This window comes from Sphingomonas radicis, assembly GCF_051400635.1.
Lineage (GTDB): Bacteria > Pseudomonadota > Alphaproteobacteria > Sphingomonadales > Sphingomonadaceae > Sphingomonas.
This window is the reverse complement of sequence record NZ_JBLFFG010000001.1, coordinates 763,736-788,060: the sequence shown is the minus strand read 5'-3', so window position 1 is coordinate 788,060 and position 24,325 is coordinate 763,736. Positions and strand designations below refer to the sequence as shown.

Here is a 24,325-nt window from a genome sequence, read left to right as displayed (position 1 = left end):
ATATTCTCATGGACATCGAAAACCCCCGCCTGCCGGGGCAGGCGGACAATGAACTGATCGAGCACATGGCGGGCCTGCTGGCGCGCTATCCGGCGGTCTCGGACGAGGAGCGCGATACGCTGGTGGCGTTCCTGACGCGCGGGCCGCTGATCGAGCGCGGAACGCTGATGGGGCGATCCGGGATGCGCGAGCAGTTCGACTTGCTGAAACGCAGCCATCGGCGCGAGTTCGGAATGTCCCTTCAGGGGCTGCTGGTGGTCCTGGGCCTGATCGCCGCGCTTATCGGCGCGGGCGTCCTGCTCTGGGATTTCGGTCTCTGAGGGAAGGTGCAGGGCGGCGGCACGACGCGCCGCCCTGCGTCATAGCCGTACCCAAAAGCAAAGCGCCCCGGAGTTTCCCCCGGGGCGCTTCGTTCAGCCTTGCGGCCGGTCTCAGTGGTGGCTGCCGCCATCGATCACCGGCAGGGTTTCGAACTGGTGGAACGGCGGCGGGCTCGACAGCGTCCATTCGAGCGTCGTCGCGCCTTCGCCCCACGGATTGGCTTCCGCCTTCTTGCCCGCGATCAGCGACCAGATCACGTTGACGAAGAAGAACACCATGCCGAGCAGCATGATCGCATAGCCGGCGCTCGAAATGTGGTTCCAATAGGCATAGGCGTCCGGATAGTCCGGATAGCGGCGCGGCATGCCCTGCAGGCCCAGGAAGTGCTGCGGGAAGAACAGCACGTTCACGCCGATGAAGAATACCCAGAAATGCAGCTGGCCCAGCACTTCGCTGTACATCCGGCCAGACATCTTCGGGAACCAGTAGTAGAAGCCCGCGAACAGCCCGAACACCGCGCCTAGCGACAGCACATAGTGGAAGTGCGCCACCACATAATAGGTGTCGTGCATGTAATCGTCGACGCCGCCGTTGGCGAGCACGACGCCGGTCACGCCGCCGACGGTGAACATGAAGATGAAGCCCAGCGCCCACACCATCGGCGTGCGGAAGCTGATCGAGCCGCCCCACATGGTGGCGATCCACGAGAAGATCTTCACGCCGGTGGGCACCGCGATCACCATCGTCGCCGCAGTGAAGTACATCTTCACCGTCACCGACAGGCCGGTGGTGAACATGTGGTGCGCCCAGACGACGAAACCGATCAGGCCGATCGCGACCATGGCATAGGCCATGCCGAGATAGCCGAACACCGGCTTGCGGCTGAAGGTGGCGACGATCTGGCTGACGATGCCGAAGCCCGGCAGGATCATGATGTACACTTCGGGGTGGCCGAAGAACCAGAAGAGGTGCTGGTAGAGCACCGGATCGCCGCCGCCGGCCGCGTCGTAGAAGGCCGTGCCGAAGTTGCGATCGGTGAGCAGCATCGTGATCGCCGCGGCGAGCACCGGAAGCGCGAGCAGCAGCAGGAAGGCAGTGATCAGCACCGACCACACGAACAGCGGCATCTTGTGCAGGGTCATGCCCGGCGCGCGCATGTTGAAGATGGTGGTGATGAAGTTGATCGCACCCAGAATCGAGCTGGCGCCCGCGATGTGGAGCGAGAGGATCGCCATATCCACGCTCGGCCCCGGCTCGCCATAGGTCGAGAGCGGCGCATAGACCGTCCAGCCGGTGCCGGCGCCCGAGCCCACGAAGGGCGAGGCGAGCAGCAGCAGGAAGGCCGGGATCAGCAGCCAGAACGAGATGTTGTTCATGCGCGGGAACGCCATGTCCGGCGCGCCGATCATGATCGGCACGAACCAGTTGCCGAAGCCGCCGATCATCGCCGGCATGACCATGAAGAACACCATGATCAGGCCGTGCGCAGTGATCAGCACGTTCCAGAAGTGCAGCGCCTGATCGAAGCTCTGCTCGCCGCCGTGGAGCAGCGAGGCCATCCACTGCAGATGCTGGATGCCCGGCTCGGCGAGCTCCCAGCGCATCAGACCCGAGATGCCGCCGCCGATGATCCCGGCGACGATCGCGAAGATCAGATAGAGCGTGCCGATGTCCTTGTGGTTCGTCGACATGAACCACCGGGCGAAGAAGCCCGGCTTGTGATCGGCGTCATGGTGCGCGTGGTCATGCTCGCCATGCGCTGCGTAGGGAACGGCGGTGTCAGTCATTCGTGTGGTCCGCTTGTCCGAGGCCGGCGGGATTCTGAGTCGCAGGCTGGTTGGTGACCGCCGGGGCGGCGGTGGCGTTGACGGTGGGGGCGCCTTCGTCGGCCGTGCCGTTCGCCGTGTCGTCGGCAGTGTCGTTGGCGAGCGCGCCGGCAGGCTCGGCTGCCGCGGCCGGCATCGTGCCGCCCTTCGAGGCGACCCACTGCGCGAACACTTCGGGGCTCACTGCCTCGACCGCGATCGGCATATAGGCGTGGCGTGCGCCGCAAAGCTCCGAGCACTGGCCGAAATAGAGGCCCGGCTTCTCGATCGTGAAGCTCAGCTCGTTGATCTTGCCCGGCACCGCGTCGAGCTTGAGCGCGAAGGCGGGGATCGCCCAGCTGTGGATCACGTCCTGCGCAGTGGTCTGGAGCCGGATCGGAACGCCGACAGGAAGCACCACGCGCTGATCGACCGCGAGCAGGCGCGGGCCGTCCGCATCGGTGCGGAAACGCTGGCCGGCGGCGACTTCGGTCTGCTCCTTGAGCATGTTCGAAGTCAGCTGGACGCCGTGATCGGGATATTCATAGGTCCAGAACCACTGATTGCCGATCGCCTTGAGCGTCACCGCTTCCTTCGGCGCCGGCTTGAACTGCGCGGCGAGCAGACGGATCGACGGGACCGCGATCGCGATCAGGATCAGGACCGGGACGAGCGTCCAGACGATCTCGATGAAGGTGTTGTGGCTGGTGCGCGACGGCTCAGGATTGGCGGCGCGGCGATAGCGGATGATCACCCAGATCAGCAGTGCCAGCACGAACAGCGAGATGGCGACGATCAGCGGCAGCAGCACCTTGTTGTGGAACCAGTGCAGCTCGCGACCCGTGGGGGTCACCTGATCGAGCATGGTGATGCCGCCCGGCGCAGCATAGCCGACGCCCGGCTCGGCCTTGAGCAACGGCTGGCCGCTGGCGTCGAGCGTCGGGTCGGCAACCGCGGGCGTTGCGGCTGCCGCGGGCGTCGTCGCCTCGGCACCGGCCGGCTGCGGCGCGGCGGCAGCGGCGGGCGCGGCCTCGGGCGCCGCCACATTCTGGGCGTGGCCCGGCGCCGCCAGCGCCAGTCCCGCTGCCAGGACAATCGAAGTCAACCCAAGCATGCGCATCGTCTGTAATCACCCTGTTCGCGAAAGGCGCCGTAGGCGTGAGATAAGGAAGTTACCCAATGGCAGGCGCCTATACGCGGCTCAAGTCCATTCTCAACCCCTTTTGCGCGCGGTTGCGGCGGATCGGCACCGCGCTTAAGAGCGGTTTCCGCCTCATCACACAGGAGCGAAGCGTTGACCGGCGACGAGATTCTGGACGAGTTCCGCGACGCGGGCGCGCTGCTCGAGGGGCATTTCATCCTCTCGTCCGGGCTTCGCTCGCCGCTGTTCCTCCAGAAGATGCGGATCTTCGAGGATCCAGCGCGCACTGCGCGCGTCTGCGGCGCGCTGGGCGCGCTGATCCGCGAGCGCTTCGGGCCGATCGACATCGTCGTCTCGCCGGCGATCGGTGGAATCATCCCCGGCTATGAGACGGCGCGCGCGCTGGGCTGCAAGGCGATGTTCGTCGAGCGCGAGGATGGCGAGTTCCAGCTGCGCCGCAGCTTCGAAATTCCGGCAGGCGCGCGCGTGGTGATGGTGGAGGACATCGTCACCACCGGGCTCTCCTCGCGCGAGTGCATCGCCGCGATCCGCAAGCACCCGGGCGAACTCGTCGGCGCTGCTTGCATCGTCGATCGTTCGAATGGCACTGCCGATGTCGGCGTGCCGCTGATCTCGCTGCTCCAGATGGACATCCCCGCCTATCGCGCCGACCAGCTCCCGCCCGAGCTGGCGGCGATCCCGGCGATCAAGCCGGGGAGCCGGACGCTCGCATGAGCGGAAAGCTCCGCCTGGGGGTGAACATCGACCATGTCGCCACGGTGCGCAACGCGCGCGGATCGGGCTATCCCGACCCGGTGCGCGCCGCGCTGCTCGCGGCAGAAGCTGGGGCCGACGGTATCACCGCGCATCTGCGCGAGGACCGGCGCCACATCACCGACGACGACATCGCCCGGCTTGTCGCCGAGCTGACCGTGCCGCTCAACCTCGAGATGGCGGCGACCGAGGAGATGCTGGCGATCGCGCTCCGCCATCGTCCGCACGCCGTGTGCATCGTCCCCGAGAAGCGCGAGGAGCGCACCACCGAGGGCGGGCTCGACGCTGCGGGGCAGCACAACCATCTCGCGCCGATCGTCGCCCGGCTGCGCGACGCCGGCAGCCGCGTGTCGCTGTTCATCGAGCCCGACGAGCGCCAGATCGACGCCGCGCTGCGGCTGGGAGCGCCGGTGGTGGAAATCCACACCGGCCGCTATTGCGAACTGACCGAGGACGCCCGCGCCGAGGAACTCAAGCGCATCGCCGACGCGGCCGCGCTCGCCGCCAAGGCCGGGCTCGAGCCGCACGCCGGGCATGGGCTGACCTTCGACAATGTCGTGGCCGTAGCAGCGATTCCGCAGATCGCGGAGCTCAACATCGGCCATTTCCTGATCGGCGAGGCAATCTTCGACGGGCTCGCCCCGGTGGTGCAGCGCATGCGCGCGCTGATGGACGAGGCGCGGTGAGGGTGTTTCCCCGATCCTCCCCGGAACGGGGAGGGGGACCGCCGCCGAAGGCGGTGGTGGAGGGGGCTCTCCACCTAGCGACTCCGCCGCGGCGCTCCCCCTCCACCATGCTTCGCATGGTCCCCCTCCCCGTTCCGGGGAGGATCGCATGATCCTCGGCCTGGGCTCGGACCTGTGCAACATCGAGCGGATCCAGGCCTCGCTCGACCGTTTCGGCGCGCGGTTCGAAGCGCGCGCCTTCACCGACCTCGAGCTCGCCAAGGCGGCCCGGCGCCCGCACAATTATGCCGCGACGCTAGCGAAGCGCTTCGCCGCCAAGGAGGCTTTTTCCAAGGCGGTCGGAACCGGCTTCAAGCAGGGCGTGTTCCTGAAGGACATCGGTGTCGTCAACGCACCCTCGGGCGCGCCCACGCTGGCACTGACCGGCGGCGCCAGGGCGCGGCTTGACGCCATCACCCCGCCCGGCCACGTCGCCAAGGTGCATCTGACGTTGACCGACGATCATCCCTGGGCCTTCGCCATGGTGATGATCGAGGCAGTGGCGGTCGGGAAGGACGATTGATGGCGGCCGCGGACGAACTGGCGTTGAGGCAAGGTGGTATCGAGCAGGAGCAGGGCAAGGCCAAGCGCCAGGGCACCGACTGGTGGGGCGAGGCGCGCGGCCTGCTGTGGCTGGTGCTCGCGGTGCTGGGCTTCCACAGCTTCGTCGCCAAGCCCTTCTACATCCCCTCCGAATCGATGATGCCCGGGCTGCTGGTGGGCGACCGGCTGGTCGTCTCCAAATATCCCTATGGCTATTCCTTCGTCACGCCGACCTTCCACGTACTGCCGTTCATCCCGGGCCGGCTGTTCGGCCGGATGCCCGAGCGCGGCGACGTGGTGATCGTGACCCCGCCGGGATCGCGCACCGACTATATTAAGCGAGTGATCGCGCTGCCGGGCGACCGGATCGCGGTGCAGGATGGCATCGTCTATCTGAACGGCACTGCGGTGCCCCGGCGCGGCGCAGGCGAGCGGATGATCCCGGTCGATGCCAATACGCGCTGCGACCCGATCCAGTATCCGCGCCGGCTCTACCGCGCGCCCGACGGCCGCGCCTATTGCCGCCTGCCTGTCTTCCGCGAGATGCTGCCGAACGGCCGCTCCTACGACACGGTAGACAGCGGCTGGAGCCCGGGCGATGACTATCCTGAGATCAAGGTGCCCGAAGGCAAGGTATTCCTGATGGGCGACAATCGCGACAACAGCGCCGACAGCCGCTATCCGGTGGCGGCGGGCAACGGGCTCGGCGGACCGGTGCCGTGGGAGAATATCGGCGGGCGCGCCGAATTCATCACCTTTTCGCTCGACGGCAGCGCCACCTGGAACCCGCTGAGCTGGGCGCGGTCGTTCCGCGCCGGGCGCGCCGGCACTTCGCTTCACCCCGAACGGGAGGCCCGATGAGCGCGAACTCGCCCGAATCCGAAGGCATTCACGTCGTCCACGAGCCCGGCCCCAACGAGCTGCGCGACCCGATGGTGCGCGCCGAGCTCAAGCGCGCATCGGTCTGGTTCGGGCTGGCGATCGGCGTTGCCCTGATCGTGCTGCTGATCCAGCCGCTGCTGATCATCTTCGGCGCGCTGGTCTTCGCATCGATGCTCGACGGCGGCGTGCGGCTGCTGGGCCGCGTGCTGCCGCTGCCGCGCGGAATCCGGCTGCTGCTGGTGGTGCTGCTGGTGATCGCCTTCATCGGCGGGACTTTCTACCTCGCCGGCGTCCAGATCGCGATCCAGGTCGAGCAGCTTCGCGCCACACTGACGGTCCAGGGCGATCGCGTGATGAACTGGCTCGCCAGCCTTGGGCTGATGCCGGGCCGTGCCGACCTGGCCGGCATCGCCCAGCAGGCGCTGGGATCGATCGGGCGACTCACCTCCGCGGTAGGATCGGTGCTGGGCGCGGGCGCGAGCCTGCTGATGGTCATGTCGATTGGCCTGTTCATCGCGATCGAGCCGCGGATCTACGAGCGCGGGCTGCAATGGATGGTGCCTGTCGAGACGCGCGACCAGTTCTCGGTCACGATCGGGCGGATGGCGCGGACGCTGCGCGTGCTGCTCGCCGGGCGGCTGCTCGGCATGGTCTTCGAAGGCGTGCTCACCTGGATCCTGCTTTCGATCGCCGGGGTGCCGATGGCGCTGCTGCTCGGGATCATCACCGGCATCCTCGCCTTCATTCCCAATATCGGCGCGTTCGTCAGCGGCGTGCTGATGGTCGCGGTGGGGTTCAGCGCGGGCGTGAACCAGGGTCTGTGGGCGATCGCGATCTATTTCGGGGTGCAGACCTTCGACGGCTATGTCCTGATCCCGATCGTTGCGAAGCGCACCGTCGACCTGCCGCCCGCACTCACGCTTTCGGCCCAGATCCTCGCGAGCACCCTGTTCGGCGTGATGGGGCTGGCGCTCGCCGATCCGATGGTGGCGATGATCAAGGTCGCGCTGGAGAGCGAGGCCGAGCGCGCCGCCCGCGCCGGCGCCGGGGCGAACCAGCGCCGCAGCGTCAGCTGGCGCCTGGGGCATCGCCAGGCGCTCGGCCCCGGCGCGCCCGCGGCCGGGGAACCCTTGCCGCCGCCGCAGCTTTAGCCCGCACCGGGAGGGTTCTTCGATGTTGCTCTACGACTACTTCCGCTCGTCCGCTGCCTATCGCGTGCGGATCGCGCTCAATCTCAAGGGACTCGCCTATGAGCGGCGCGACGTGATGCTGCTCGAGGACCAGCAGCGCACGCCCGAGCATCTCGCGCGCAATCCGCAGGGCTTCGTCCCGGCGCTCGAAGTCGACGGCAAGGTGCTGACGCAGAGTCTGGCGATCATCGACTGGCTCGACGCGCGCTACCCCCAACCAAGGCTGATCCCCGCCGATCCCGACGCGCGCGCTGCGGCGCTCGCCCAGGCGCTGGTGGTCGCCGCTGACATCCACCCGCTCAACAATTTGCGGGTGATGCGCTGGCTCAAGAACGAGCTGGGCGCCGAGGACGCCAAGCGCGACGAATGGTCGCGCCACTGGATCGCCGAGGGGTTCGCGGCGCTCGAGGCGATGGCCGGGGACAGCCCGTTCCTGGGCGGCGACGCACCCGGCATCGCCGACGTGTTCCTGGTGCCGCAGATGTTCAACGCCCGGCGCTTCGGCGTGCCGCTCGATGCTTTCCCGAAGCTGGTGCGCGCCGATGCAGCGGCGCAGGAGATCGAAGCCTTCGCGGCGGCGCATCCGGACCGGGTAGCGCCCAAGTGAGACTGGCCGGACTGGCGGCCGGACTGCTGCTCGCGGGGCCGGCGCTCGCACAGGAACAGCGCGAGATCGTCGTCACCGGGCGCGGGCTCGACGCCCCTCCGGGCGACGCCGCCTATGACGTGGTGACGATCGAGCGCGACCGGCTGACCAATACCGCCAGCGGAAGGCTGGAGGATGTGCTGCGCGACGCAGCGGGCCTCGCCCAGTTTCGCCGTTCGGATTCGCGCTCGTCGCATCCGACGGCGCAGGGGATCACGCTGCGCGGAATCGGCGGCAATGCCTCCAGCCGGGCGCTGCTGCTGCTCGACGGCGTGCCCCAGGCCGATCCGTTCGGCGGCTGGGTCGCCTTCCCCGCCTATCTGCCCGACCGGCTGGCCTCGGCGCGGATCACGCGCGGCGGGGGGAGCGGCTATTGGGGCGCGGGCGCGCTCGCCGGCACGGTGGAGCTAACCAGTGGGGGACCCGAGGAGCTGGGCGCGCTCGGTTTGCGTGCGGCCTATGGCAGCCGCGATTCGATCGATACCGCCGCAACCGCTGCGGCACGGCTCGGTAGCGGCTTCGTGACCTTTGCTGGCCAATATGCGCGCGGCGACGGCTTCACCCCTGTCGTCGAGGAAGACCGCGGCCCAGCCGACCGGCCCGCGCCATACGAGCAGATGAGCCTTGCCCTGCGGGGGGTGGCGGATGTCGGCAGCGGGACCGAGCTTCAGGCGAACCTGTCGGGCTTCCGCGACCGGCGCGACCGCGGCGTCGACTATACGCCGGTGAAGAGCGACGGCGCCGACGCGAGCCTCCGGCTCGTCGGGCGCGGACGCTGGGACTGGTCGGCGCTCGCCTATGTTCAGACGCGCGCCTTCGCGAGCGGCTTCGCCAGCGTCGATGATACGCGCACGACCGCCTCTCCCACGCTCGACCAGTATAACGTGCCTTCGACCGGCATCGGCGCGCGCTTCGAGCTCCAGCCGCCGCTGGGTGACGTCATGACGCTGCGCATCGGCGGCGACGTCCGGCGCGTCTCGGGGCGGACGCAGGAGCTTTACAGCTATGCGAACGGCGCCCCCACTCGCCGACGCGTCGCGGGCGGGGCGAGCACAACCTTCGGCGGCTTCGCGGACCTCAGCGCCGAGACCGGCGCGCTGACGCTGAACGCGAGCGGAAGACTCGACCGGTGGGAGATCGGCTCGGGCAGGCTCGAGGAGCGCCCGCTGGCCGGCGGCGCTGCGCTCACCGACACGCGCTTCGCCGACCGGAACGGATGGGAGGCGACCGGAAGGCTCGGTGCGGCGCTCGCACTCGGACCGGTATCGCTGCGCGCTGCCGGCTATCGCGGCTGGCGGCTGCCCACGCTCAACGAGCTCTACCGTCCCTTCCGCGTCGGCCCCGACGCCACCGCGGCCAATGCCGATCTCGCGCCCGAGCGGCTGACCGGGGCCGAGCTGGGGCTCGACTGGCGCCCCGCCGAGCCGCTTACGCTGCGCCTTACTGGCTATTGGAACCGGCTCGAAGACGCGATCGCCAATGTGACGGTCGCCAACGGCCCCGGCACCTTCCCCGGCGTCGGCTTCGTCTCGGCGGCGGGCGTCTATCGCCGCCGCGAGAACATCGACGCAGTCGAGGCGCGCGGCGTCGAGTTCGATGCACGTTTCGAACGCGGCCCCTTCGCGCTTTCGGCTTCCTATGCCTTCATCGACGCCCGCGTCGAGGCGAGCGGCATCGCCGCGCCGCTCGACGGGTTGCGGCCGGCCCAGACCGCGCAGCACCAGGCCTCCGCCACCGCGGCATGGCACCGCGGCGATGCCGGGCTGTCGCTCACCGCGCGCTATTTGGGTTCCCAGTTCGAGGACGACCAGAACAGCCGCCCCCTCGACGATGCCGTGACTTTCGATGCCGTCGCCGCCGCGCCGCTCGGCGCAGGGCTGGTGGCCGAACTGCGCGCCGAAAATCTGGCGGACGCACGCGTCGAGGCGGGGATCAGCGGACCCGGCGTGGTCGAGCGCGCGACGCCGCGGACGCTCTGGCTGGGGCTGCGTTACCGGCTGCGCTGAGCGACCAGCCGGTCGAACAGCGCGAGATATTCGGCGATCGGATCGCCGCTCGCCGCGACAGGCTCCGGACGCGCTCGGCCCGGTGCGAGCCAGTGATCGAGCGCGGCTACCAGCCCCGCTTGGTCGTCGCGCGTCACCACTGTGCCATGACCCGCCTCTGCGACGATCTCGCGCACCGCGACGCTCGATTCGGTCGAGACCACCGGAGTCCCGACCGAAAGCGCCTCGCGCAGCACGCCGGGCACGCCCTCGTAATCCGAAGTGAGCACCGCCACCGCCGCGCCTGCGATCGCCGGCAACGGATCGCCGGCATGGCCCGGCATATGGACGCGCTCCGAAAGGCCCAGCGCATGCACCTGCGCTTCGAGCGCCGCGCGCTCGCTCCCCTCGCCCAGGATCAGCAGCGATACCTCACGATCGGCGAGCAGCGGGAGCGCGGCGACCGCCCGGTCCCAGCGCTTCTGCGGCTCGAGCCGCCCGACCCCGACGATGTAGCGCCCGACAGGCAGCTGTACCGGCGAGGCCTCGGGTCGCGGCACCGCGGGCGGATTGGCGATCACGCTCACGCGATCCGCGGGCATCCCCGTCTCGGCCATGGCCTCCGCCGCCATCGCCGGAGTCATGGCAACGAGCTGATCGACGAAGCGCGGGTGCATCCGCAGCCAGCGCCGATAGCCCCAGGCCGCAACCGGGCCGAGCTCGGGCCGCACCAGCGCGTTCGAAACCTTGGCGACCAGCGGCGGGCAGGCGCGCCCTAACCGCAGCCGAGTGAAGGCAGCCACGCCGCTATAATGGTTGCCGGGACAGAACAGGAGGTCGGGCGCCAGCGTGCGGACCTGCTCTGGCAGCGCGAGCATCGCGCGGTAGTGTGGATCGTGCAGGTCGATCCGCTCGATGCCCGGAGGCAGCTCCGCCGCCAGCGGCCCCTCCGCCGAACCCAGCACCAGCGACACGCGCCGCCCCTCGCGCAGCCACCCTGCGGCGAGTCGCAGGAGCGCGCGTTCCACCCCGCCGCCGCGCAGAGTCTGGGCATAGGCGAGGATGTGTTCGGCGGTTCGGGGCTGTTTGCGTTGCAACATGGAACCTTGCGGTTTGCCATGCTAAAGCCCAAATCGCCCCCGGAATAAACCGCAATCTGCTGTCACCCGCGTCTCTCCGCACAGCGGCCGGACAACGGGAAACCGGCAAAGACGCGGAAGCGGTAGTGATTGCGTCTTGTCGGCAGCGGAAAACGAACCAGTGAACGAACGAGCTGTGGAGGCTTCGGTGAACACCAGCGTTGTCGAAGCCGCGCCCTTGGCCGGTGCGCCCGACCTCGCCGGGCTGGAGCCCGTCGAAAAGATCAAGCGGCGCTGGCCGATGCTGCTCGGCGGCGCGCTGACGCTGCTGATGATCGGCGCGCTCGCGCACGAGCTGTTCGGATCGGGGCTGGGCGCGCTTTCGAAGAGCGTACCGACCAATCCGCTCTTCTATCTCGCATTCGCCCTCTATTATCTGGGGCCGCCGACCTTCGACTATGTGATCTTCCGCCGGCTTTGGCAGATTCCGCTGTCGGGCATGGCCGCGCTCCACAAGAAGCGCATCTCGAACGAAGTGCTGCTCGGCTATTCGGGCGAGGCCTATTTCTACGCCTGGGCACGCCAGCGCACCAAGATGGTCGCCGCCCCCTTCGGCGCAGTGAAGGACGTGATGATCCTCTCCGCTATCGCGGGCAATGGCATCACCTTCCTGGGCATCTCGCTTGCGCTGCCGTTCGGGATCAACCTGCTCACCGCGGTCCAGCAGAAGCTGGTGCTCGGCTCGCTGGGGCTGATCATCCTCACTTCGCTTCCTTTCCTGATCTTCTCGCGTCGCGTCTTCTCGCTGCCGCGGCCGACGCTCTGGTGGATCTTCGGCATCCACTGCACCCGCCTGGTGCTCGGCTCCTTCTTCATCGCGCTCGCCTGGCATGCGGCGATGCCGCAGATCTCGCTGGTGGTGTGGCTGTTCCTCGCCGCCGCCCGCCTGCTCGCCTGGCGCCTGCCGCTCGTGCCCAACAAGGAGCTGGTCTTCGCCACCTTCGCGATCATGCTGATCGGCCAGGGCGAGGCGCTTTCGGACCTGATGGCGCTGATCGCCGCGATGAGCCTGCTCGTCCATGTCGCACTGATCGCCGGCTTCAGCCTCCATTCGCTGCTCACGAGGAACAAGACGCAATGATCCGCAAGCTCGTTTCGGCCACCGCGGCAATCGGTGCGGGGGCGCTCGCCTTTGCGGCCCTTCCCGCTTCCGCCGCCGATCCGATCGATGGTTCGTGCGCCCTCCCCGGCGGCCCGCGCGTCTACGTCCATGTCGAGGGTCTCAAGGATCGCACCGGACGGCTCAAGGTCGAGCTCTATCCCGCAACCGAGGACGATTTCCTGAAGGACGATCGCGATCTGGTGCGCGAGGGCAAGCCCTTCCGCCGCGTCTGGGCGCCGATGCCCGCCTCGGGCCCGGTGACGATCTGCATCCGCGCGCCGAGCGCCGGCCAATGGGCGCTGCTCTTCACGCACGACCGCGACGGCAAGAACAAGTTCAACTTCTGGCAGGACGGCGCCGGCTTCCCGAGCAACCAGCGGCTCGGCCGCAGCCGCCCCAAGCTCCGCCAGGCGCTGCTCAACGTTGCGCCCAGCGGCGGCTCCGTCACCATCCACTCGCAATATCTGCGCGGGCTGGGCGGCTTCGGTCCGATGGACTAGGGCCCGTGCTCAATACCCGCAATGACCGAGATCGCCCGAAGAAGTGGGCAGGCAAGGAGCGACGCGCTGCGCGGACCGGTGCGTCCGTGCAAGCGGCGCGACGCAGTCCTGCGCGCTTCTCCGGGCGACCGCGAAGCGGCGGGCGGCTTTTGGCGCAGGGCAGCGTCGCTCGTCGGTCACGATGGCACCGCATCGCTCCCTCCTCATTCCTCGCTCTGCGCCAAAATCCGCTCCGTCTCGGCCGTTGCGGGTACTGAGCACGGGCCCTAAGCTTCACGCCATGCGCGTGGTCGACGTCAACGAATTCTATTCGCCCACCGGCGGCGGGGTACGCACGTATCTTGATCGCAAGATGGGCATCATGGCCGACATGGGCCATGAGCTGATCGTCGTCGCCCCCGCGCTCGAAAGCGCGATCGAGGACCGGCCCGGCGGCGGGCGCATCTATTGGCTCAAGGCGCCGCCGCTGATCCTCGACCGCAACTACTGCATCTTCGTGCGCGACGAGCCGATCTGGGAGCTGCTCGACGATCTCCAGCCGGACGTAGTCGAGACGAGCTCGCCCTGGCGCCCGGCATGGACGGTGGCGCAGTGGAAGGGTGACGCGCTCAAGGTCTTCTTCGCGCACGGCGACAGTATCGGCGCCTATCCGCAGCGATGGCTCGACAGCGTGGCGACTCCGATCCAGGTCGAGCAGGCCTTCGCCTGGTACACGCGCTACATGGACCGGTTCCTGGCGCATTACGACGCCTTCGTCACCAACGGTCCCGCGCTCGCCAAGCGTTTCCGCCGGCGGGGGCTACACGTCCATGCCTCGGTGCCGCTGGGGATCGAGCGACGCTGGTTCTCGCCCGACCTACGCGACGAGAAGCTGCGCGTGGCGCTGCTCGAGCAATGCGGGCTCCCCGCCGAAGCGCATCTGCTGCTCGGGCTGGGCCGGCACCACAAGGAGAAGCGCTGGCCGCTGGTGATCGACGCGGTCGAATCGGCGGCAACCGACATCCCGGTCGGGCTGGTGCTGATCGGTGACGGTCCCGAGCGCCGGCATCTCGAGCAGCGGATCGCTGACAGTCCGCACATCCGCATCTTCCGCCCGGTTTATGATCGGGTGCGCCTATCGCGGATCATGGCGAGCTGCGACGCGCTGATCCACGGGTCCGACGCCGAGCCGTTCGGGCTGGTGGCGTCGGAGGCGCTCGCTTCGGGCCTGCCGCTGATCGGCCCCGACGAAGGCGGTTTCGCCGAGATCGCCGACCCGCTCTTCGCAGAGATCTATGCCGCGCGCGACGCGCATTCGGCGGCCGACGCGATCCGCCGCATGTTCGCGCGCGAACCAGCGATTCTGCGCGCCGCCGCGCGCCACGCCGCCGGGCTGGTCCGCAGCGACGAGGATCACGCCGCGGAGCTGATGGCAGTCTATTCCGACCTGCTCGACAAGCGCGCCCGCGCCGCCGCCTGAAGCGGGGGCCGGAGCAGCAGCAGCCTGAGCGGGCCGTCGCCGATCTTCAACCGCCGTGCGGTGCGCGGCGCAGCGGCACGCTCGATCTGGGCATCGAGCCGCGCCTCGCCGCCCGACCAGGGCGCCTCGCCGCCGAGCAGCACCACCGAAGGGAGTTCGTCGGCGCCCAGCCGCTCGCCCGAGATCAGGTGGAAGCGCTGCTCGTCGGCTTCGGAGATCAGCCCGCGGCTGCGGAAGTAGAAAGGTCCAGCCGCGAAGCGCTTGTCGGGAAGTCGCCCGGCAGCCGGGAGCAGCTGGGGTGCGATCGAAGCGACGGGCCCTTGCGCGCCGACCGCATCGAGCGCGCTATCGATCGCCCGGCCCTGCGCGACCACGCGCACCATCGGGATTCCCTCCAGCGTCGCGCGGCCGAAGGCTATCACCGTCGGCGCGAGTCCGGCGAGCGCGAAGACCGCAAAGCCGATCTTCTGCCACTGCGGCAGCGTCTCGCCCCGGCACGCACGCGCGAGCCGCACGAACAGCGGCGGCAGCATCGGCAGCAGATACTGGCGCCAGGTCGGCTCGGGCAGCACCGCCGAGAGCAGCCCCACGACGATCAGCAGGTCGAGCAGCCAGTCGAGCTTCTCGCGCTCGCCGCCGGTGCGGCGCAGCCGCGCGACCACCAGCACCAGCGCCGGAAGCGCCGCGCCGAGCGCGAGGAACTTGGTCAGGTCGATCAGCCGGAAGGCGAGGGTCAGCTTGTAGGCGCGCCCGCCGCTCGCATAATATTGCTCGGGCGCGTCGGCCGGAAAGGTGAAGGCACCGAACCAGAAGGCTTCGGGCGCGAGGCTCGCGAACCACAGGACGAATACGGTGGGCACTGCCGCGCCTGCCGCCACCCACAGCGGCCGGTGCTCGCGATCGAGCAGCGTCCACGCGCCATAGGCGGCCGCGGGCAGCACATAGCTCGCCTTGGCCGCAGCCGCGGCAGCGAGCAGCAGCCCCACGCAGAAAGCCGCGGCGGGCGTGCGCGGCCGCCCCTCGCCCGCGACGATCAGCCACAGCGCACCGGCCAGCAGCGCTACCGGCAGCGCGTCGTTGCGCGCGATGCCGGTGCCGAACAGCAGGATATCGGTGGTGGCGAACAGCCCGGCGGCGATCAGCGCGCCCCGCAGCGACACCCCGCCCGCGCGCGCCGCGCCGAAGACGAAGAACACCGCAAGCGCGCCCAGCAGCGCATTGACGAGCCGCAGTCCCGGGTAGGCCAGGGCACCCAGCGCCTTGGCCATCCAGCCGAACAGCAAGGGCTGGAGCGGGGTTTGCAGATAGGCATAGTCGCGGTAGGGCAGCAGCCCCTCGCCCGAGAGCACTGCGGCGGCGACATATTGGCTCTCGTCATGATCGATCGGCCGCGCCATCGCGAACAGCGCGAGCAGCAGGAAAAGAGCAGCGAAGGCCGCGAAACGGCCGAGTGCCGCGCTTGGGAGCGAAATCGAATTGGTCATGGCACGCGAAATGGCAAGGCGAATGGCGGTCCCGGGTCCAGTCGTCATCGCCCCTATGCCCGATTCGCGCGGACTGTCACAGTAATTCCATCTCGACCGGGCAGGAGCCACGACGGACCGGGTTGGAGGGACTTGCATGACGCTCACGATCGACCGCCGTTCATTGCTGCTCACGGGCAGCTTGGGACTGGGCGCGCTTGCCATTCCCGGCTTCGCGATCGCGCAGACGGCGGCGCGCGGCTTCACCCATTCGGTCGCCTCGGGCGAGCCCGCGCAGGATTCGATGCTGCTGTGGACTCGCTATGTGCCGTCCGACGGCGGCGCCGCGCGGCTGCGCGCCGAGCTTTCGGAGACGCAGGACTTCGCCCGCATCGCGGCAGGCGGCGAGATCGTCACCGGCCCCTGGCGCGATCATACCGCCAAGATCACCGTCGCCGGGCTCCGTCCCGGCACGCGCTATTTCTACCGCTTCGTGGCAGCGGACGGCAGCTTCTCGCCGATCGGCCGCACCCAGACCCTGCCCGAGGGCGACGCGGCGCGCTTCGGCATCGCAGTCTTCTCCTGCTCGAACCTGCCGTTCGGCTATTTCAACGCCTATGCCCATGCGGCAGCACGCGACGACATCGACCTGTGGGTCCATCTCGGCGACTATATCTACGAATATCACAAGGGCGGTTACGCACCTAAGACCGGCGCGGTCGACGGCCGCTGGCCCCAGCCCCAGGGCGAGATCTTCCACCTCGCCGACTATCGCCTGCGCTACGCCAGCTATCGCAGCGATCCCGACCTCCAGACGCTCCACGCGATGAAGCCGATGCTCGTCCAGTGGGACGATCACGAATCGGCGAACAACAGCTGGGAAGGCGGCGCGCAGAACCACCAGGCGAACGAAGGCGACTGGAACGCGCGCCGCGCCGCGGCGATCCAGGTGTTCCGCGAGTGGATGCCCATCTCCGACGAGCCCTGGGCGAGCTACGACATCGGCACGCTCGCGACGCTGTTCCGCACCGAGAGCCGCTTGCTCGGCCGCACCCAAGGCCCCGACATTGCGCCGCTGTTCAAGGAAGCCGATCCGGCGCGCGCGCTGGCCGCTTTCCGCGACGGCCCCTGGCAGGATCCCGCAGCCACGATGCTCGGCACCACGCAGGAGAATTGGCTGTCGCACGGCCTCGCGCGTTCGGTCCGCGCGGGCCAGCGTTGGCAGGTCGTCGGCTTCGGCACGATCATGGGCACGATGCGCGCGCCCGCCGAGGCGCTGAGATGGCTCAAGCCCGATGCGACGGCGAGCGAGCGCCAATATGTCGGCGCGGCAGTGATGGCCGCCAAGGCAGGGCTCCCGACCGACCTCGACAATTGGGGCGGCTATCCCGCTGCCCGCGCGCGCTTCCTCCAGTCCGCGCAGGCAGCCGGCGCCAATCTGCTCGTCTTGTGCGGCGACAGCCACAACGCCTGGGCCTTCGATCTTGCGCAGGACGGCAAGCCCGCAGGCGTCGAGTTCGCCGGCCAGAGCGTCACTTCGCCCGGCTATGAGAATGCCGTTTCGATCGATCCCAAGCAGGTCGCAGCGGCGCTGGTCGCTGCCAGCCCCGAGCTCAAATGGTGCGACACCAGCCACCGCGGCTATATGGCGCTCACGCTCACGCCCGATCGCGCGAGCAACGACTGGGTGTTCGTCGACACCATCCTGCAGCGCTCGGCCAAGGCGCGCGCAGGCCACACCGCCACGGTGGAGCGCGGGCGCAACGTGATGGGCTGATGCGAGAGTCGTTTTCAGCTTTGCTGGATCGGCACCTGTTCAGCGCTGCTGAGACCAACTCTAGGGCGCACCGACATTTAGGTAGAAGCGCGTCAGATCAGCCCACACTACCCGTCACCCCGGACTTGTTCCGGGGTCCACTTCGCCGCACTGGATGCCATAGAGCCTCTTGTCCGGCCCTTTGTCTCCCGGTGGACCCCGGCACAAGGCCGGGTGACGGTGTACTTCGGGGAAATGAGGCCAAAAATCTAAATGTCGGTTTGGCCTAGCCGCTCAGTTCAGAGCGCGCCCTCCAAGCCGAGCAGATAAGCCTTAGCCTCCAGCCCACCGGCGAACCCGGTCAGCTTGCCGTTCGATCCCACCACGCGGTGGCAGGGCGCGATGATCGAGATCGGGTTGCGGCCGTTCGCCGCGCCTACTGCGCGCGAAGCCTCCGGCCGGCCGAGCTCGGCGGCGACCGCGCCATAGGAGCGCGTCTCGCCGAAGGGGATCGCCAGCAGCCTTGCCCAGACGCGCTTCTGGAAATCGGTGCCGCGGAAATCGAGCGGGACATCGAAGTGCCTGCGATTTCCCGCGAAATATTCGCGCAGCTGCTCCTCGGCCCGCACCAGCACCGGGTGCTCCGCATCCTCCGTCGTCGCGCCGAGCCGCACGCGCGCGGGATCGTCGTTCTCCCACAGGATCGCGACGAGACCGGCGTCGCTCGCCACGAGCTTGAGCGCGCCGACCGGCGAGGCGATGATCTTGTACGACAGGGTCATGGTCCGCTCCTCTTCAGGGGTCCATGCCGATATGGCCCATTGCGCGGGACGCGGCTTCCCGGCGCTTCCGTTCAAAGCGGACTCAGTCCAGCGACTTCGACGCCTGCTCGAACATGTCCTTGCTGAGCCCCGGCGTCGCGACGATCCGCTCGAGCTCGGCGCGCATCTTGCCCGCGCGCTCGGCATCGAAGCGCTTCCAGCGGCCGAGCGGCGGCACCAGCCGTGCCGCGGTCTGCGGGTTGAGCTTGTCGAGCGCGATCAGCTGGTCGGCGACGAAGCGGTAGCCGCGCCCCGACGCTTCGTGGAAGGCACGCTGGTTGACGGCGAACGCGCCGAGCAGCGCGCGCGCGCGATTGGGATTGGCGAGCGTGAAATCGGGATGCGCCGCCAGCCGCTCGACCACTTCGGCAGTATCGTCGCGCGTCGAGAGCGCCTGCGTCTGGAACCATTTGTCGAGCACCAGCCCGTTGCCGGCATAGCGCTGGTAAAAGGCGTCGAGCGCCCGCTCGCGCAGCGGCGAGTCGCCGTTGGCGAGCGTGGTGAGCGCGCCTTGCCGATCGGTCATGTTGTCCGCGCCCTCGAATTGGCCGAACGCCAGATCGGCGGCATCGCCGGCGTCGTTCGCCGCGATATAGCCCAGCGCGACGTTTTTGAGCCGCCGCGCGCCCTTGGCGGCGGGCGAATATTCGAAGCGGTTGGCGCGGACCGCCTCATAGGCGCTGCGCCACGCATCGCCGAGCTCGCGCCCGAGATCGGCCCGGAGCGCCTCGCGGGCGCGGAAGATCGCTTCCGGGTCGACCAGCGCCATCTGGTCGCCGACGAAGCTGTCCGACGGGAGCAGCACCGCCTCGGCGATGAAGGCATGGTCGAGCTTTGGATCGGTGAGCGTGCCGCGAACCGCATCGATCACCGGCCCGTGATCGGCGCTGCCGGTCGCGACTGCCGCCACCAGCGTGTCGAGCATCAGCTGCTGCATCGCCTCGTAGCGTGCGAAAGGATCGTCGTCGTGACCCGAGAGGAAGGCGAGGTCGGCCGCGGTGCGGTTGGTCTCGACGATCACCGGCGCGGAGAAGCCGCGGTTGATCGAGAGCACCGGCTGCTCGGTGAGGTTCTCGAAGACGATCTCGGCCGCCGGATCCTTGAGCAGGACGAGCTGCTCGTCGCACATCGCTCGCCCGGTGAAACTGCCGAACAGCTTGAGCCGGAGCGGGAGCACCATCGGCTCCTTGACCGGCTGGCCGGGCGTCGGCGGCACGGACTGCTCAAGCTTGAGCCGTGCCCTGCCGCCCTCGCGCGTGAGCGTCGCCGACACACGCGGCGTGCCCGCCTGGCTGTACCAGCGGCGGAACTGCGTCAGGTCCACCTCGCCCGCTTCCTCCATGCACTGGACGAAGTCCTCGCAGGTGGCGGCGGTGCCGTCGAACCGCTGGAAATAGAGGTCGGTCGCGGCGCGGAACTTCTCGGGTCCCAGGATGGTGTGCATCATCCGGATCAGCTCGGCGCCCTTGTTGTAGATTGTCGCCGTGTAGAAGTTCGAGATCTCGATATATTCGTCCGGGCGCACCGGATGCGCGAGCGGGCCGGCATCCTCGGGGAACTGGCTGGCGCGCAAGCCCCGCACGTCCTCGATCCGCTTGACCGCGGCGCTGCCCTGGTCGGCCGAGAAGCTCTGGTCGCGGAAAACCGTGAAGCCTTCCTTGAGGCTCAGCTGGAACCAGTCGCGGCACGTGACGCGGTTGCCCGACCAGTTGTGGAAATATTCGTGCGCTACCACCGCTGCGATCGCGTCATAGTCATAGTCGGTCGCAGTGTCGGGATCGGCGAGGATGTAGCGGCTGTTGAAGACGTTCAGCCCCTTGTTCTCCATAGCGCCGAAATTGAAGTCGTCGACCGCGACGATGTTGAACACGTCGAGGTCGTACTCGCGGCCATAGACCTTCTCGTCCCACGCCATCGAGAGCTTCAAGGCGTGGAGCGCATGATCGGTCTTCGGCAGGTCGGGCGAGCGCACCCAGATGCCGAGCTGCACGTCGCGGCCGCTCATCGTGGTGAAGGTCCCGCGGTTTGCGACGAGGTCGCCCGCCACCAGCGCGAACAGATAGCTCGGCTTGGGGAAGGGATCGTGCCATTCGGCCCAGTGCCTGCCATCCTCTGCATCGCCGTGGCCGACCGGATCGCCGTTCGCGAGCAGCACCGGGAAGCGTGCCTTGTCCGCGGTCATCCGCACCCGGTATTTCGAAAGCACGTCGGGGCGATCAGGGAAGAAGGTGATGCGGCGGAAGCCCTCGGCCTCGCACTGGGTGCAGAGCATCCCGCCCGAGGCATAGAGCCCCTGCAGCTGGGTGTTGCGCTCTGGGGCGATCACGACTTCGGTCTCGATCGTGTGCGCGTCGCCGCTCAGGGGAATGAGCAGGTCCGGCCCGTCCATGCTCCAGCCTGCCGCTTCGGCGCCGTCGACGCGCACCGCGACCGGCGTCAGCCCGTCGCCCAGCAGCCGCAGCGGCGCCTGAGCATCGCCGTTCCGCTCGACCTTGAGCGTCGCGCGCACCCTCGTCTCCGCAGGGTCCAGGTCGAAGTCGAGCGCAATCTCTGGGACGTGCCATTCGGGAGCGCGATATTCGTCGCGGCGCGTGATCCGGGGCGCCTGGGGTGCGGTCTGAGCGTCTGCCATCATGACTCGCGATATAGGACGACGGCGCAGGGCCGCCATCAGATTCTGCCGCGCAAGATTCTTGCATTGCCTGCCAGTCGCGAAATGCTACCGATACATTATCTCCCGACCATGAGGGTTCCTTGATGCTTCGTTCCTCCGCGCCGTACATCCTCGCCCTGCTCGCCTCGACGGCGGCAAGCGCCCAGGAAACGCCCGCTCCCACCCCGACGCCCGCGCTCACGCCCGCCCAGAAGAATGCCGTCGTCAATGCCGAGCTCCCCGAGGATCAGGCGGCGTTCAAGAGCCATGTGATGTTCCTCGCTTCGGATCAGCTGCGCGGGCGCGACGCCGGCTCCCCCGAGTACGACATCGCCGCCCAGTACGTCGCCTCGCAATTCTACGCGCAGGGCCTGCGCCCCGCGGGCGACGACGGCTCGTATCTGCAGAAGGTGCCGCTGATCAGCTACAAGCCCGCCGACAAGGGCAGCATGGCGATCGCGCGCAAGGGTGCCGCTCCGGTCGCGCTGGTCTTCGGCGAGGATTACGTCCCTGCCGGCAACCCCTCCAGGACCGAATACAGTGTCACCGCGCCGGTGGTCTTCGTCGGCTACGGCATCGCCGGGCTCGGCCGCGACGACTACAAGGGCGTCGACGTGAAGGGCAAGATCGTCGCCTTCTTCGGCGGCGCGCCGAGCAGCTTCCCGAGCGAGGAGCGCGCGCACTTCTCCAGCCCCGCCACCAAGGCCGGAATCGCGATGGAGAAGGGCGCCGTCGGCTACATCACGCTCGAAAGCCCGCGCGCCGGCCGCGGCAACTATCCCTTCGCGACGATCGCGGCCAACTATGATCGCCCGCGCGTCACCTGGGGCCGCGCCGACGGCACCGGCCACATCCCCACTCCCACCGCCCCCGGGCTCGGCATGCTCAGCCAGGCCGGCGCCGCCAAGCTGTTCCAGGGCGCCAAGACCGCCTGGGCGGATGTGGCCAAGCGCGCGCAGGAGGATGGCGCGGTGTTCAAGCCGGTCCAGCTCCCCGGCACGCTCACCGTCGGCCTCAAGACCGCCAACACGCCGATTACCAGCTACAATGTGGCGGGTATCCTCCCGGGCAGCGATCCCGAGCTCGGCCAGGAAGTCGTGGTCCTCTCCGCCCACCTCGACCATGTCGGCGTCGGCAAGGCCAATGCGCAGGGCGACACGATCTACAACGGCGCGATGGACAATGCCGTCGGCATCGCCTCGCTGATCGAGGAGGCCAAGCGCTTCAAGGCTTCGGGCAAGAAGCCGCGCCGCTCGATCCTGTTCCTCGCGGTCACTGCTGAGGAGAAGGGCCTCGTCGGCGCCGACTATTTCGCCCACAACCCGACGGTGCCCAAGGCGAACATGGTCGCCGACGTCAACCTCGACATGCCGATCATCACCTACAAGTTCGAGGACGTGACGCCGTTCGGCGCCGCGCATTCGACGCTGGGCGAGATCGTCCAGAAGGCCGCGGCGGAGATCGGCGTGGGCGTCGGCGGCGATCCGCGCCCCGACGAAGCCTTCTTCGTCCGCTCGGACCATTACCGCTTCGTCCAGCAGGGCATCCCCTCGGTCTTCCTCTGGCCGGGCGAGAAGGGCCCGGGCAAGGCGGCGACCGACGCGTTCCTGGCCAACAACTATCACCAGCCCTCGGACGAAGTCGCGCAGACCGCGCCAATCGACTGGGAGTCGGGCGTGCGCTTCGTCGACGTCAACTATCGCATCGCGCGGGCGATCGCCGACGCCGATCAGCGCCCGATGTGGAAGAAGGGCGACTTCTTCGGCACCACCTTCGGCGGACCGATGGAGAAGTGATGCGCTGCTTCCTCTACGCGCTCCCGCTGCTCGCCGCGGTTCCGGCCGCGGCGCAGACGCTCCCGCCGGCCGAAGCCGCGCTCAAGGCGCATGTGCAGTTCCTCGCGTCGGACGCGATGCGCGGCCGCGACACCGGCTCGCCCGAGCTTGCGGTCGCCGAGCAATATGTCGCCGCGCAGATGCTCGCGGCGGGCCTGAAGCCCGGCGGGGTGAACGGCAGCTGGCTCCAGAGCGTGCCGCTCGTCTCGTTCAAGAGCGCCGACAAGGGCAGCCTGGTGCTCAAGCGCGGTGCCGCTGCCACTCCGCTCGAATGGGGCAAGGACTATCTCGCACGCGCCAGCGCGAGCGCGCCGTCGGTCTCGCTTGCCGCGCCGGTGGTCTTCGCCGGCTATGGCGTGGTCGATCGCACGAGCGGGCATGACGACTATAAGGGGCTCGACGTCCGCGGAAAGATCGTCGCGGTGCTGCGCGACGCGCCGCATTCGCTCAACAGCGAAGTCCGCGCACACCTGAGCCAGCCCGACGAGCAGGCGCGCATCGCCGCCGAGCACGGTGCGGTGGGCGTGATCCTGATCGAAGGCAACACTCGCCACGCGATCTTCCCGTTCGAAGCGAGCATCGATTACTGGAACACGCCCGGCATGACCTGGGCCGGTGCCGACGGCAAGGCGCACTCGGAGGGGCCGAGCGCGCCCGCCTTCGCCTATCTCAGCATGGCGGGCGCGGCGAAGCTCTTCGCCGGATCGAAGATCGCCTGGGCCGATGTCCTCGCCGCCGATAAGGCAGGCACGAAGCTCCCCACCGGCGACCTCGGCGTCACGGCCGAAGGCGCTGCGAAGACCGAGATCAAGACGCTGACGGCCAGCAACGTCGTCGGCGTTCTCGAAGGCAGCGATCCCGCGCTCAAGGGCCAGTATGTCGTCCTCTCCGCGCACCTCGACCATGTCGGCGTCGGCAAGCCCGATGCCGCGGGGGACACGATCTTCAACGGTGCGATGGACAATGCGGTGGGCACCGCCGCGATGCTCGAAGTCGCGCGTGCGCTCCAGGAATCCGGCAAGCGCCCGCGCCGCTCGATCCTTTTCGTCGCAGTGACCGCCGAGGAGAAGGGGCTGGTCGGCTCGGACTATTTCGCCGCTAACCCCACCGTGCCCAAAGGCAGCATCGTCGCCAACGTCAACCTCGATATGCCGATCCTCACCTACCAGTTCGAGGATCTGGTCGCCTATGGCGCCGATCGCAGCAGCATCGGCAAGGTAGTGGCCGATGTCGCCGCGGCCGAGGGCGTCAAGCTCTCGCCCGATCCCGCGCCCGAGCAGGCGAGCTTCGTGCGCACCGACCACTACAGCTTCGTGCGCGCCGGCGTGCCCTCGGTTTCGCTCGAGCCGGGGCCCGCGGGCCCGGGCAAGGCAGCGGCCGACCTGTTCATCGAGAAACACTATCACCAGCCTTCGGACGAGGTCGGGCTGATCGACTTCGTCCAGGGCGTGCGGTTCGTGCGGATCAACGCCGCGATCGCCCGCGCGATCGCCGACGCGGATGCACGGCCGCTGTGGAACAAGGGGGATTTCTTCGGCACGCTTTATCGCGGACCGATGGCGAAATAGGCTTGGAGGCCTCCATT

At 68.5% G+C, this 24,325-nt stretch carries 20 protein-coding genes; 14 read left to right on the top strand and 6 right to left on the bottom strand.

From position 1 onward, the window contains the following. The first annotated feature begins 8 nt into the window (after positions 1-8). A complete protein-coding gene (locus ACMGDH_RS03620) occupies positions 9-320 on the top strand; it encodes a hypothetical protein (RefSeq protein WP_436826548.1) in 312 nt (103 codons plus the stop codon). 111 nt (positions 321-431) lie between these two features. On the opposite strand, the gene ctaD is transcribed toward ACMGDH_RS03620, so the two are convergent. After that, positions 432-2,108 carry a cytochrome c oxidase subunit I gene (ctaD, locus tag ACMGDH_RS03615; protein ID WP_436826547.1) on the bottom strand — a complete coding sequence of 559 codons (1,677 nt, stop codon included), beginning with the start codon at positions 2,106-2,108 and terminating at the stop codon, positions 432-434. Then, positions 2,101-3,240, bottom strand: coding sequence for a cytochrome c oxidase subunit II (gene coxB / locus ACMGDH_RS03610; protein ID WP_436826546.1), 1,140 nt, complete (start codon positions 3,238-3,240; stop codon positions 2,101-2,103). Before coxB ends, ctaD begins: the two co-directional genes overlap by 8 nt. A 180-nt stretch (positions 3,241-3,420) precedes the next feature. Here coxB and pyrE point away from each other — a divergent pair, with 180 nt between their 5' ends. The 7 genes from pyrE (at position 3,421) to ACMGDH_RS03575 (ending at position 10,033) form a co-directional block, all read left to right on the top strand. Further along, positions 3,421-4,002 carry an orotate phosphoribosyltransferase gene (gene pyrE / locus ACMGDH_RS03605; protein ID WP_436826545.1) on the top strand — a complete coding sequence of 194 codons (582 nt, stop codon included), beginning with the start codon at positions 3,421-3,423 and terminating at the stop codon, positions 4,000-4,002. After that, positions 3,999-4,727, top strand: coding sequence for a pyridoxine 5'-phosphate synthase (locus tag ACMGDH_RS03600; RefSeq protein WP_436826544.1), 729 nt, complete (start codon positions 3,999-4,001; stop codon positions 4,725-4,727). The genes pyrE and ACMGDH_RS03600 overlap by 4 nt, the downstream gene beginning before the upstream one ends. Before the next feature lie 148 nt (positions 4,728-4,875). Next, positions 4,876-5,289, top strand: a complete 414-nt coding sequence (acpS, locus tag ACMGDH_RS03595; RefSeq protein WP_436826543.1) for a holo-ACP synthase — start codon at positions 4,876-4,878, stop codon at positions 5,287-5,289. Next, positions 5,289-6,170 carry a signal peptidase I gene (gene lepB, locus ACMGDH_RS03590; RefSeq protein WP_436826542.1) on the top strand — a complete coding sequence of 294 codons (882 nt, stop codon included), beginning with the start codon at positions 5,289-5,291 and terminating at the stop codon, positions 6,168-6,170. Before acpS ends, lepB begins: the two co-directional genes overlap by 1 nt. Continuing rightward, complete coding sequence (locus ACMGDH_RS03585) at positions 6,167-7,342, top strand: AI-2E family transporter (protein ID WP_436826541.1); 1,176 nt, start codon at positions 6,167-6,169, stop codon at positions 7,340-7,342. Before lepB ends, ACMGDH_RS03585 begins: the two co-directional genes overlap by 4 nt. 22 nt (positions 7,343-7,364) lie before the next feature. Beyond that, positions 7,365-7,988 carry a maleylacetoacetate isomerase gene (gene maiA, locus ACMGDH_RS03580; RefSeq protein WP_436826540.1) on the top strand — a complete coding sequence of 208 codons (624 nt, stop codon included), beginning with the start codon at positions 7,365-7,367 and terminating at the stop codon, positions 7,986-7,988. After that, positions 7,985-10,033, top strand: coding sequence for a TonB-dependent receptor (locus ACMGDH_RS03575; RefSeq protein WP_436826539.1), 2,049 nt, complete (start codon positions 7,985-7,987; stop codon positions 10,031-10,033). Before maiA ends, ACMGDH_RS03575 begins: the two co-directional genes overlap by 4 nt. Here ACMGDH_RS03575 and ACMGDH_RS03570 read toward each other — a convergent pair. Further along, the gene (locus ACMGDH_RS03570) at positions 10,018-11,112 is read right to left on the bottom strand and encodes a glycosyltransferase (protein WP_436826538.1); all 1,095 of its coding nucleotides are present in this window, start codon (positions 11,110-11,112) and stop codon (positions 10,018-10,020) included. The two genes, ACMGDH_RS03575 and ACMGDH_RS03570, sit on opposite strands and share 16 nt — an antisense overlap. A 187-nt stretch (positions 11,113-11,299) precedes the next feature. On the opposite strand from ACMGDH_RS03570, the gene ACMGDH_RS03565 reads away from it, so the two are divergent. The 3 genes from ACMGDH_RS03565 to ACMGDH_RS03555 all read left to right on the top strand — a co-directional run bounded on the left by ACMGDH_RS03565 (position 11,300) and on the right by ACMGDH_RS03555 (position 14,212). After that, positions 11,300-12,232, top strand: a complete 933-nt coding sequence (locus tag ACMGDH_RS03565) for a hypothetical protein (RefSeq protein WP_436826537.1) — start codon at positions 11,300-11,302, stop codon at positions 12,230-12,232. After that, on the top strand, positions 12,229-12,753 hold the full coding sequence (locus ACMGDH_RS03560) for a DUF2141 domain-containing protein (protein ID WP_436826536.1): 525 nt from the start codon (positions 12,229-12,231) through the stop codon (positions 12,751-12,753). The genes ACMGDH_RS03565 and ACMGDH_RS03560 overlap by 4 nt, the downstream gene beginning before the upstream one ends. 280 nt (positions 12,754-13,033) lie before the next feature. Continuing rightward, positions 13,034-14,212 carry a glycosyltransferase gene (locus ACMGDH_RS03555; protein ID WP_436826535.1) on the top strand — a complete coding sequence of 393 codons (1,179 nt, stop codon included), beginning with the start codon at positions 13,034-13,036 and terminating at the stop codon, positions 14,210-14,212. On the opposite strand, the gene ACMGDH_RS03550 is transcribed toward ACMGDH_RS03555, so the two are convergent. Further along, positions 14,170-15,696, bottom strand: coding sequence for an ArnT family glycosyltransferase (locus ACMGDH_RS03550; protein WP_436826534.1), 1,527 nt, complete (start codon positions 15,694-15,696; stop codon positions 14,170-14,172). The genes ACMGDH_RS03555 and ACMGDH_RS03550 overlap by 43 nt on opposite strands. Positions 15,697-15,832: 136 nt before the next feature. Between ACMGDH_RS03550 and ACMGDH_RS03545 the strand changes: the two genes are divergently transcribed. Then, a complete protein-coding gene (locus ACMGDH_RS03545) occupies positions 15,833-17,452 on the top strand; it encodes an alkaline phosphatase D family protein (RefSeq protein WP_436826533.1) in 1,620 nt (539 codons plus the stop codon). Between the two features lie 278 nt (positions 17,453-17,730). On the opposite strand, the gene ACMGDH_RS03540 is transcribed toward ACMGDH_RS03545, so the two are convergent. Together ACMGDH_RS03540 and pepN are read right to left on the bottom strand one after the other, a co-directional pair. Further along, positions 17,731-18,213, bottom strand: a complete 483-nt coding sequence (locus tag ACMGDH_RS03540) for a methylated-DNA--[protein]-cysteine S-methyltransferase (protein WP_436826532.1) — start codon at positions 18,211-18,213, stop codon at positions 17,731-17,733. An 82-nt stretch (positions 18,214-18,295) separates the two neighbouring features. Next, positions 18,296-20,884: an aminopeptidase N gene (gene pepN / locus ACMGDH_RS03535; protein ID WP_436826531.1), complete on the bottom strand. Its 2,589-nt coding sequence runs from the start codon at positions 20,882-20,884 to the stop codon at positions 18,296-18,298. Between the two features lie 125 nt (positions 20,885-21,009). Between pepN and ACMGDH_RS03530 the strand changes: the two genes are divergently transcribed. Both ACMGDH_RS03530 and ACMGDH_RS03525 read left to right on the top strand, forming a co-directional pair. Further along, the gene (locus ACMGDH_RS03530) at positions 21,010-22,701 is read left to right on the top strand and encodes a M28 family metallopeptidase (RefSeq protein ID WP_436826530.1); all 1,692 of its coding nucleotides are present in this window, start codon (positions 21,010-21,012) and stop codon (positions 22,699-22,701) included. After that, positions 22,701-24,308: a M28 family metallopeptidase gene (locus ACMGDH_RS03525; RefSeq protein WP_436826529.1), complete on the top strand. Its 1,608-nt coding sequence runs from the start codon at positions 22,701-22,703 to the stop codon at positions 24,306-24,308. The genes ACMGDH_RS03530 and ACMGDH_RS03525 overlap by 1 nt, the downstream gene beginning before the upstream one ends. Positions 24,309-24,325: the final 17 nt, after the last annotated feature.